The following is a 9,401-nucleotide window of genomic DNA, read 5'->3' on the forward strand; positions in this document are numbered from 1 at the left end:
AATACAGGAGCCGTATACGAGGCCCGTACGTACGGTTCTGTGAGAGGGATGAGGCAAAAGCCTCACCCTACTCGATGTTTTATTAGTATATTTGGCGGTTAATAAAAGAAGTTAACCACCAAATACACAAAAAAATGAATAGCTACCCAGCTAAGCTGCACTCGTTATTTAAGCAGTTCTTTTAAATAACGGCCAGTATGCGAGCGCTCACACTCGGCTACTTGCTCAGGTGTACCTGCAATGAGTATTTCACCACCGCCAGCTCCGCCTTCAGGGCCTAAATCGATAACCCAATCTGCGGTTTTAATAACATCGAGGTTATGCTCAATAACAACAATAGTATTACCGTGATCGCGCAAGCGATGAAGTACAACAAGCAGCTGTTCAATATCGGCAAAGTGTAAGCCTGTTGTTGGTTCATCAAGTATGTATAGCGTTTTACCGGTATCGCGTTTTGACAGCTCGCGGGCTAATTTAACTCGCTGTGCTTCACCGCCCGAAAGCGTTGTAGCTGCTTGGCCTAAACGAATGTACGATAAACCTACGTCCATCAGGGTTTTAAGTTTGCGTGCAATGGCCGGTATTTTATCAAAGTAGTCGTGGGCATCTTCCACTGTCATGTCGAGTACTTGATGAATATTTTTACCCTTATACAGTACTTCAAGGGTTTCGCGATTATATCGTTTACCCTTACATACGTCGCACGGCACGTACACATCAGGTAAAAAGTGCATTTCTACCTTAATTACGCCATCGCCTTGGCAAGCTTCACAGCGTCCGCCTTTAACGTTAAAGCTAAAGCGACCTACTTTATAACCACGAGAGCGCGACTCTTGCGTACCGGCAAATAATTCACGAATACCAGTAAAAATACCAGTATAAGTAGCCGGGTTAGAGCGTGGTGTGCGGCCAATGGGGCTTTGATCAATGTCGATCACTTTATCAAAATGCTCAAGCCCTGAAATTGATTTATACGCAGCAGCTTCGGCAGTTGTTGCGCCATTTAATTCAGTATGCGCAAGCTTAAATAAGGTGTCGTTTATGAGCGTAGACTTGCCCGAGCCAGACACACCTGTTACACAGGTCATTAAGCCAAATGGAATTTTTAAATCAACATTTTTTAAGTTGTTACCAGTAGCGCCAAATAACTCCAGCCATTTGTCGTTAGTGGGGTGGCGTAATTTAGGTATTTCTATTCTACGTACGCCGGATAAAAACTGCCCAGTAACCGACTCTTTACAGGCTAAAATATCGTCGCGAGTACCTTGGGCAATAATATGCCCGCCATGCACACCAGCACCTGGGCCAATATCAATAATGTGATCGGCTGCGCGAATAGCATCTTCGTCGTGCTCAACCACAATAACGGTATTACCTAAATCGCGTAAATGCACTAATGTTTTTAATAATCGGTCGTTATCGCGCTGATGCAAACCAATTGATGGCTCATCCAGTACATACATAACACCCACTAGGCCTGCGCCAATTTGGCTTGCAAGGCGAATGCGTTGTGCTTCACCGCCCGAAAGCGTATCGGCACTTCTATCGAGTGAGAGGTAGTTTAAACCCACGTTAATTAAAAACGATAAACGGTCGCGAATTTCTTTTAATATTTTTTCAGCTATTTGGCCTCTTTGTCCGGTTAGTTTTAACCCTTCAAAAAAGTCCATTGCTTCACCAATACTCATATGAGTAATAGTGGGTAAGTTAGTTTGGCCAATAAATACATGGCGCGACTCTTGGCGTAAACGCGAGCCATGACAGCTAGGGCAGGCCTGGCTGGTTTGATACTTTGCTAGTTCTTCACGTACCGAGTTTGATTCAGTTTCACGGTAGCGACGGTACATATTATTAAGTACCCCTTCAAACTCGTGATTACGGGTAATTAAATCGCCGCGGTCGTTACGGTAGCTAAAGGCTATTTTAGTAGTGTCTGAGCCTTCTAAAATAATTTTTTGCGAGGCTTTATCTAAATCCTGATATGGCACATCTAAATCAAAATTATAATGCTGCGCAACGGCTTGTAGCATTTGGTAATAATAAAAACTGCGTTTATCCCAGCCTTTAATTGCGCCACCGGCCAAGCTTAGTTCAGGGTTTTGTACTACGCGGTTTGGATCAAAATATTGGCGTACGCCTAGGCCGTCACAGCTTTGGCATGCTCCGGCTGGATTGTTAAACGAAAACAATCTTGGCTCTAACTCGGTCATGGCATAGCCACAAGTAGGGCAGGCAAAATTAGCCGAAAACAGCATTTCTTCTGCGCTGCTGTCATCCATATAAGCTATGTTAGCCACGCCACCCGACATTTCTAATGCAGCTTCAAATGACTCAGCTAAACGCTGTTGTTGGCCATCTTTTACTTTAAAGCGGTCTACAACTACTTCTATAGTATGTTTTTTATGTAGATCAAGTGGCGGTGGATCCGATAGGTCACATACTTCGCCATCAATACGGGCACGAATGTAGCCTTGGCTCGCCAATTGCTCAAGGAGCTTAACATGCTCACCTTTACGCTCTTTTATTACCGGTGCAAGCAACATGAGTTTACTGCCCTCAGGCAGAGCTAAAACAGTATCGACCATTTGGCTAATAGTTTGTGCGGCTAACGGTAGGTCGTGAGTTGGGCAACGCGGTTCGCCCACGCGGGCAAACATTAAACGTAAATAGTCATAAATTTCGGTAATCGTACCCACAGTCGAACGCGGGTTGTGCGATGTTGACTTTTGCTCAATAGAAATAGCCGGAGAAAGACCTTCAATATGATCTACATCGGGTTTTTCCATCAGTGATAAAAACTGCCTTGCATACGCAGAAAGTGATTCAACATAACGACGCTGCCCCTCTGCATACAAAGTATCAAATGCAAGCGAAGACTTACCCGAACCAGATAGGCCAGTAATAACAATTAACTTATCACGTGGGATGGTTAGGCTGATGTCTTTTAAATTGTGCGTGCGGGCGCCTCGGACTTCAATGTTTTCCATGCTATCTCGTCTATTACCAAAATTATTTGTCCAGTATCGCATAATACGTAACATTATTAATCTATGATCAATGAAAAATCCTTACTTATGACGATTAATTATTAGTAAGCTTATGGTAGAATCTCAGCCTAAATTTTCCACACAGTAAGATCACGCAAATAATGACCGCATCTTCACTTAATTCACGAGAAAAACGCGCTGCCATATCGCTAGCTAGTGTGTTTGCATTTAGAATGCTCGGCTTATTTATGCTGATGCCTGTATTAGCTATTTATGGCCAATCATTGGAGGGCTTTTCGCCTATCTGGATAGGCTTTGCTATTGGCGCGTATGGGTTAACCCAAGCGGTGTTGCAAATACCTATGGGCCGACTGTCTGATAAAATTGGCCGTAAAAAGGTTATTGTTGGCGGCTTACTAATGTTTGCGCTGGGTTCGGTAATAGCTGCATTAGCCGATTCAATTCAAATGGTTACAGTTGGGCGTGCGCTACAAGGCATGGGCGCTATAGCCAGTGCATTACTGGCATTTGCTTCCGATTTAAGCCGCGATGAACAACGCCCTAAAGTAATGGCCGTTATTGGTATGAGCATAGGCATGAGCTTTGCGTTTGCTATGTTACTTGGGCCAATCGTTGCTGCCTCGTGGGGTATTTCGGGGGTATTTTGGTTAACCGCAATATTAGCTATAATCGGCATATTTATAGTGACTATGCTAGTGCCTAATGCGGTTAATAAAGCCCCTAAAGGCGATACCCTCGCCAGCTTTAGCGATATTAAAAAATTAATTAAACACCCGCAGTTAGCGCGCTTAAATGCGGGTGTATTACTACTACATTTAACCCTCACTACTATTTTTGTAGTGTTACCGAGTCAGCTTATTAAAGATGGCTTAGTGGCCGATAATCACGGGCATTTATATATCCCAGTATTATTTTTAGCTTTTTTATTAATGGTGCCTATTATGATAATCGCCATTAAAAAAGAGAAAGAAAAGCAGGCATTTATTGGCTCCGTTATACTGTTAATGTTGAGCATGCTGGCTATGTCGGTATGGGTTAACAGTATTGTAGGTATTGCTGTTTGTATGCTGTTGTATTTTGTTGCATTTAACTTTTTAGAAGCCACCATGCCAGCGCTAGTATCGCGTATTGCACCAGCAAGCCAAAAAGGCTCTGCCATGGGAGGGTATTCTACTAGCCAGTTTTTAGGTGCCTTTTTAGGCGGTATGCTTGGCGGTTATGTAGCACAAACCACAACAACGCAAGCGGTGTTTGCGGCAGCGGCACTTGTTGGGTTAATATGGCTTATTATTGCGTGGAAAATGCAAGTCCCACCCAAAAGTAAAGTTATTAGCTTAATGACCAAATTAGATTCAGAAGAGCAGGCACAGTCGCTTGCTTCTCTGTTAGTTGCTTTACCTGGCGTAATAGAAGCAACTGTAGTGCGCGACGAAAGCCGCAGCTACTTAAAGATTAATGATAAAGAATTTGACCTAGACCAAGCACGTAAAGTAGCTGGTTTAATCTAACGTTTATAGGAGATAGTTCCATGGCACGCGGTGTGAACAAAGTAATTTTGGTTGGTAATTTAGGACAAGATCCTGAAGTACGTTATATGCCTAACGGCAACGGTGTAGCAAATATCACCTTAGCAACTTCAGATAGCTACAAAGACAAAAACACTGGCCAAATGGTTGATAAAACTGAGTGGCACCGTGTGGTATTTTTTGGCAAGTTAGCAGAAATTGTTGGTGAATATTGCCGTAAAGGTTCACAAATTTATGTTGAAGGTAAACTTCAAACACGTAAATGGACTGACCCACAAGGCCAAGAAAAATACACGACTGAAATTGTAGTTGACGGTTTTACCGGCCAAATGCAAATGTTAGGGAGCCGTGGTGGCGACCAGCAAGGTGGGCAACAAAGTGGTGGTTACCAAGGTAATCAATCTCAAGGCGGACAGCAAAGTGGTGGTTATCAAAATAATCAATCACAAGGCGGCCAACAAAGTGGTGGTTACCAAAACAACCAAGGGCAGAATAACCAACAGCAAGGTGGTTATGCTCCACAACAGCAGTCTGCACCAGCAGCACAGCCACAGTCTGCTCCTGCACCACAGCAAAATAACCAATATCAGCAGCCACAAGGTGGTTTTGCACCACAGCAAAGTAGTGCACCACAACAGCAAGGTGGCTTTGCTCCTAAACCGCAAGGTGCTCCACAAGGCGGCGCGTCTAACCCAATGGAACCAACCATTGATTTTGATGACGACATACCGTTTTGAGGAATACATAAATATAGAGTGTCAATTTAGGCATTTAATATTATCTAAACCCAGCGTAACTGCTGGGTTTTTTGTTTTTTAGGACTTACTCTGCTTAGTTTAGATAAATGATGATAAATGTGTGCCAATATCAAGGCGGTTAACTTCATACAGCGAGCAACCGATATAGGCAAATTTAAAACTCCCGGCTTAAGAAATGTGATGAATAGTAAGCCGTGGATGCATAATGGCGTGTTTCCTTCTATTGCAGGTGTTTTAAATATTTATAATGCCGGCGGCTTTGTTTTTAATAAAGATCCTAACGATCCTTTGTCACCACAAACATCTAAAATACTGCAGCCTTTATCGTTAACGAGCAAAGAAAAAAAAGCTCTTGAGGCATTTTTACACTCTATTACTAGCGCCCCAGCAGCGGGTCCGCATAAAGCGTTTATAGTACAAGAGCTAAATGGGGCGTAACGCTTTAAGTTATTTAGAGAAGTTTATAAACATTATTTATTAGCTATAAATGCAATACTAAACTTTTACTATTACCTTGTGCTTATTGGGATCTTAGACAACACTTTAGCTAGTAATTTAACTAGCGAGTGCATTATGCAAAAGGGTAAGCTTAAGTTTATTAACCGCTTTAAGGCTCATCTTGTTGTGTTGCTAAATTTAATTATATTAGCGGCAACTCGCTGGGTTACTCATTTAGCAACTCTAGTAGCGCCATTGAAATCAAGGTGTAATGTAAAGCATAAAATAGAGGCAGAAACAGCACCTACTAATACTTTAGATAATGATCGCCCTTTGAGTGAGAGTACGGCTGCAGCTTATAATATATTTGCCCTGATCGAGTGTCATTGTCATTTTGATCCCAGTACTGATCTAGAAGCTAGTTTTAAAATTCTACTTGCAAAAAACTTACCTGCGTTAAACTATATTTCAGTTAAATTATTAAGTGCGGGTAACTTAGCGGTAACCATAAAGCATATTCCAATCATTAAGTTAGAGCTGTACATTGAGCGCTTAAATTTTTGTGCACTAACAATATGTAAAAAGCATCAAAAACACTTAACGGCAAAAAATGTAAAAATAGGCCTGTGTAATTACAGAGCAAGTGCTAATCAAACACTGGTTTATCAACAAGCAAAGTCTGCGTTAACTTTATCGCAGCAAAGCCCATTACAGCATTGTCATCGCTTGGGAATAAGCCATAGCCGAGTAAATATATTTTCGAATAACCAAATAATAAAAAGCATTAAAAAAAATAAATTTGTAATTTATTTTCAGCCTTTATTTGAACTCGATAGTGGGCGTATTTTGCAACATGAAGTGTTGATTAGAGTACGCGGTGGCGCTAATGAGTTGCTGCTAGCTAATGCTGGCATTAATCAGCTAGATAATGATCAAGACGCATTTTTATTTGATCAAGCAATTATCATCAAAGTTAAAAAGCTATTACTAGCAGATACTTCAGCCGCAATTATTAGCATTAGCTTACATCCTAAAAATTGGTTTAACAAAGCGTTTTGGCAATGGCTAATAACGCAAGTAAGCGATTTTAAAATAGAGCATAAACTACAATTTGAAATAAATGCAGCAGACTTTTTTAAATATCAAATACGTTTACAAGGCGTATTAAAAATAATAACTAAGCTAAATTATCAGATTATTATTGATGGTATTAAAAGTAGCGACCATATTATTCAACTGGTTAATTATCCACAAGTTTTAGGAGTTAAATTAGCCTACGATTTAGTGCACTTAATAGAGGCAAGCACGCATCAACAAAGTTGTGTAAAAAACATTGTAAATGCTTGCCAGTTATTAAATATAGCGGTATTTGCTAGTGACGTAGAAACCAAACAAGAGCTACAAATGCTTACTATTTTAGGGGTAGATGCCGCGCAGGGGTTTTATTTTACGCAGTTGTTGCCTGATTTTACACAAACCGTATTTCATTAATTTTAAATAAGTCCTCTGTATTTTAAACCATCTAATCCTTGTAACCCACCCGTATGAACCGCAATAATTTTACTGCCTGGCGCAAAGTAGTCCTGCGCAATTAATTGCCACAAAGCATGCATCATTTTACCAGTATAAATAGGCTCTAATGGCAGTTGGTGCTCAGTTTTCATGTATTGGCAAAACTGCCAAAGTTCGGCAGAAAACTTACCATAACCACCACCATGAAAATCACATAATAATTGCCAATTAGTTTGTGAAGCGGCTTTAGGGCTAAGCGCTTTAATTTCATCGCGTAAATAGTCAGCTTGTTTTAGTACCGCAATTCCCAGTACCGTTGTATTAACTGAACTGCCTTCAATAAGCCCCGCTAAGGTGCCACCGCTTCCTGTGGGGCAAACTAAGTAGTCGTGCTTAGGTAAGCTCAGGGCAAGCTCTTTACAACCCTCAAGCGCCAGTTTATTTGTCCCACCTTCAGGTAAAATATAGGCATTAGGGAAACGCGATTGCAACTGCGTTAAATAATCGCTTTGGCTACGTTGTTTGTACTCTATACGTGTGATTGGGTGTAGCTGCATACCACATTGCTGTGTGAACAAAAGTGTAGGATTGTTAGGGTCTAGTTCTGGGCCGCGAATAATCCCGTGCGTTTTTATATTAAAAAACTTGCCAGCCGCCGCACACGCATGAATATGATTAGAAAAAGCACCACCAAAAGTGAGTAATTCAGTTTTTTTAAGCGCCTGCATCTGGGCTAAATTGTATTTAAGCTTTCGCCATTTATTTCCACTTATGAGGGGGTGGAGTAGATCATCGCGCTTAACGCCTAAAAATATATTTTTGCGCTTTAATAAATCACTATCTATTTGTTGTATTTGGTTGTTTTCATTTATTTTAAGTTTATTTAACATTGTTTATGATAATCACTTGGCAAAGTAATGAAAATGTACGGCAGTTAGTACATCGACTAATAATAATAGTAGCTATATGAAAAGAAAACTGTTTTCACTGTTTTCCTTGTTCAAGCGTAGTTTAGATAAAAATACAGTTGTGGGTGTAGCAACATATGCTAATACCGTTAATGCAGTCTGTTTAAAAAAACAGTATGGACACTGGAAAATACACAAATATCACAGTGTAGAGATCACTGAAAAACATGACTATACTGCTGCAATTACGCTATGTACGCAACAGGTTAGTAGTGATGTGTGCGCAGTGAACTTAGTTATTCCTCATTCTCTTTATCAAATTGTACAAATAGAAAAACCCGCACTAAGTGATGAAGAGATCATTCAATCGCTACCGTGGACAACGAAAGATCTAGTCGATATTGATCCTGAAAATATTGTTGCTGATTTTATTGATTATCCAATTACATTGCCGATGCAAAGTAAAAAAATGAACGTGTTTATTACCAGTAAGCTGCAGTTATTGCCGTTTATAGATAGTTTTAAGCAGGTAAAGCCTCTTTTACGGACTATGACATCAGAGGAAATGACTCTTGTAACTCTACTCGGCACGAGTAAAGACGCCCACATGCTCATTGTGCAGCATGCCAGCTTTGAGCCACGTATTTTAATTATTCGCGATGGGCAGCTATTACTTACTCGGCGTTTAAATGGCTTACTGGGTATGTCAGATAAAGATCAAAGCCAAGAGTTGGTAGAGGCATTTGGACTTGAAATTCAGCGTTCTATGGACTTTTTTGAGAGCCAGTTGAAGCAGCCACCTATTCGCAGTATTCAGCTACAGTGTGACGATTTGACGTCACTAACACTTAGAGCAGAGTTGGCTGAGTTTTTACAAGTTAAAGTGATTGATTTTAAACCAACCCTAGACCTAGCACAGCAATTAGAAACGCAATATTACTACGCATTGGGTGCGGCTTATCAATTAACTGAGCCGGAGTCTGTGATATGAAAACCCGGATTAACTTTTATCAAAAGTCCTTACGTGTAAGGCGTGATCCAGTATTACTGCAAAATATGCTAATGCTGTGGGGTGGCGCGTTAATTATTATTGCTATTGTGTGGTCACTTTATGCGTCATGTGTCGGTTAAAAGCAAATGAAATAGAAAGGGCATTTCAATCTTGGATATCATCACTGATTGAAACTACAGGTGCAGATATCATCGCTATTGATGGCAAAACCGCACGGCGTTCATTTACCACAAAAGACA

8 protein-coding genes and 1 pseudogene are annotated in these 9,401 nt (G+C 40.7%); 7 read left to right on the forward strand and 2 right to left on the reverse strand.

The features are described from left to right. Positions 1–164: 164 nt before the first annotated feature. The gene (uvrA, locus tag HC000_RS17700) at positions 165–2,987 is read right to left on the reverse strand and encodes an excinuclease ABC subunit UvrA (protein WP_011329352.1); all 2,823 of its coding nucleotides are present in this window, start codon (positions 2,985–2,987) and stop codon (positions 165–167) included. 161 nt (positions 2,988–3,148) lie between these two features. Between uvrA and HC000_RS17705 the strand changes: the two genes are divergently transcribed. The 4 genes from HC000_RS17705 to HC000_RS17720 all read left to right on the forward strand — a co-directional run bounded on the left by HC000_RS17705 (position 3,149) and on the right by HC000_RS17720 (position 7,221). Further along, positions 3,149–4,516, forward strand: coding sequence for an MFS transporter (locus HC000_RS17705; RefSeq protein ID WP_179808336.1), 1,368 nt, complete (start codon positions 3,149–3,151; stop codon positions 4,514–4,516). A 20-nt stretch (positions 4,517–4,536) separates the two neighbouring features. Continuing rightward, on the forward strand, positions 4,537–5,271 hold the full coding sequence (gene ssb, locus HC000_RS17710) for a single-stranded DNA-binding protein (RefSeq protein WP_179808337.1): 735 nt from the start codon (positions 4,537–4,539) through the stop codon (positions 5,269–5,271). Positions 5,272–5,472: 201 nt separating this feature from the next. Beyond that, positions 5,473–5,730 (forward strand): hypothetical protein, encoded by a 258-nt coding sequence (locus HC000_RS17715; RefSeq protein ID WP_179808338.1) that lies wholly within the window; start codon positions 5,473–5,475, stop codon positions 5,728–5,730. 135 nt (positions 5,731–5,865) lie between these two features. Next, positions 5,866–7,221 carry an EAL domain-containing protein gene (locus tag HC000_RS17720; RefSeq protein ID WP_179808339.1) on the forward strand — a complete coding sequence of 452 codons (1,356 nt, stop codon included), beginning with the start codon at positions 5,866–5,868 and terminating at the stop codon, positions 7,219–7,221. Positions 7,222–7,223: 2 nt separating this feature from the next. Here HC000_RS17720 and HC000_RS17725 read toward each other — a convergent pair whose 3' ends face one another. Then, positions 7,224–8,132: a pyridoxal-phosphate dependent enzyme gene (locus tag HC000_RS17725; RefSeq protein WP_179808340.1), complete on the reverse strand. Its 909-nt coding sequence runs from the start codon at positions 8,130–8,132 to the stop codon at positions 7,224–7,226. Between the two features lie 76 nt (positions 8,133–8,208). On the opposite strand from HC000_RS17725, the gene HC000_RS17730 reads away from it, so the two are divergent. The 3 genes and pseudogenes from HC000_RS17730 to HC000_RS18645 form a co-directional block, all read left to right on the forward strand. Beyond that, positions 8,209–9,141, forward strand: a complete 933-nt coding sequence (locus HC000_RS17730; RefSeq protein ID WP_011329344.1) for a hypothetical protein — start codon at positions 8,209–8,211, stop codon at positions 9,139–9,141. Then, positions 9,138–9,281 carry a hypothetical protein gene (locus HC000_RS17735; RefSeq protein ID WP_179808341.1) on the forward strand — a complete coding sequence of 48 codons (144 nt, stop codon included), beginning with the start codon at positions 9,138–9,140 and terminating at the stop codon, positions 9,279–9,281. The genes HC000_RS17730 and HC000_RS17735 overlap by 4 nt, the downstream gene beginning before the upstream one ends. Next, positions 9,266–9,401, forward strand: a pseudogene (locus HC000_RS18645) (ISAs1 family transposase); the annotation flags it as partial. The gene HC000_RS17735 and the pseudogene HC000_RS18645, both read left to right, overlap by 16 nt.

Origin of the sequence: Pseudoalteromonas sp. MIP2626, from assembly GCF_013414205.1 — a bacterium.
GTDB lineage: Bacteria > Pseudomonadota > Gammaproteobacteria > Enterobacterales > Alteromonadaceae > Pseudoalteromonas > Pseudoalteromonas nigrifaciens.

Bases quoted from the DNA above. Each gene is read 5' to 3' on its own strand.
- uvrA (WP_011329352.1), bottom strand. From the start codon at position 2,987: ATGGAAAACATTGAAGTCCGAGGCGCCCGCACGCACAATTTAAAAGAC.
- HC000_RS17705 (WP_179808336.1), top strand. From the start codon at position 3,149: ATGACCGCATCTTCACTTAATTCACGAGAAAAACGCGCTGCCATATCG.
- ssb (WP_179808337.1), top strand. From the start codon at position 4,537: ATGGCACGCGGTGTGAACAAAGTAATTTTGGTTGGTAATTTAGGACAA.
- HC000_RS17715 (WP_179808338.1), top strand. From the start codon at position 5,473: ATGAATAGTAAGCCGTGGATGCATAATGGCGTGTTTCCTTCTATTGCA.
- HC000_RS17720 (WP_179808339.1), top strand. From the start codon at position 5,866: ATGCAAAAGGGTAAGCTTAAGTTTATTAACCGCTTTAAGGCTCATCTT.
- HC000_RS17725 (WP_179808340.1), bottom strand. From the start codon at position 8,132: ATGTTAAATAAACTTAAAATAAATGAAAACAACCAAATACAACAAATA.
- HC000_RS17730 (WP_011329344.1), top strand. From the start codon at position 8,209: ATGAAAAGAAAACTGTTTTCACTGTTTTCCTTGTTCAAGCGTAGTTTA.
- HC000_RS17735 (WP_179808341.1), top strand. From the start codon at position 9,138: ATGAAAACCCGGATTAACTTTTATCAAAAGTCCTTACGTGTAAGGCGT.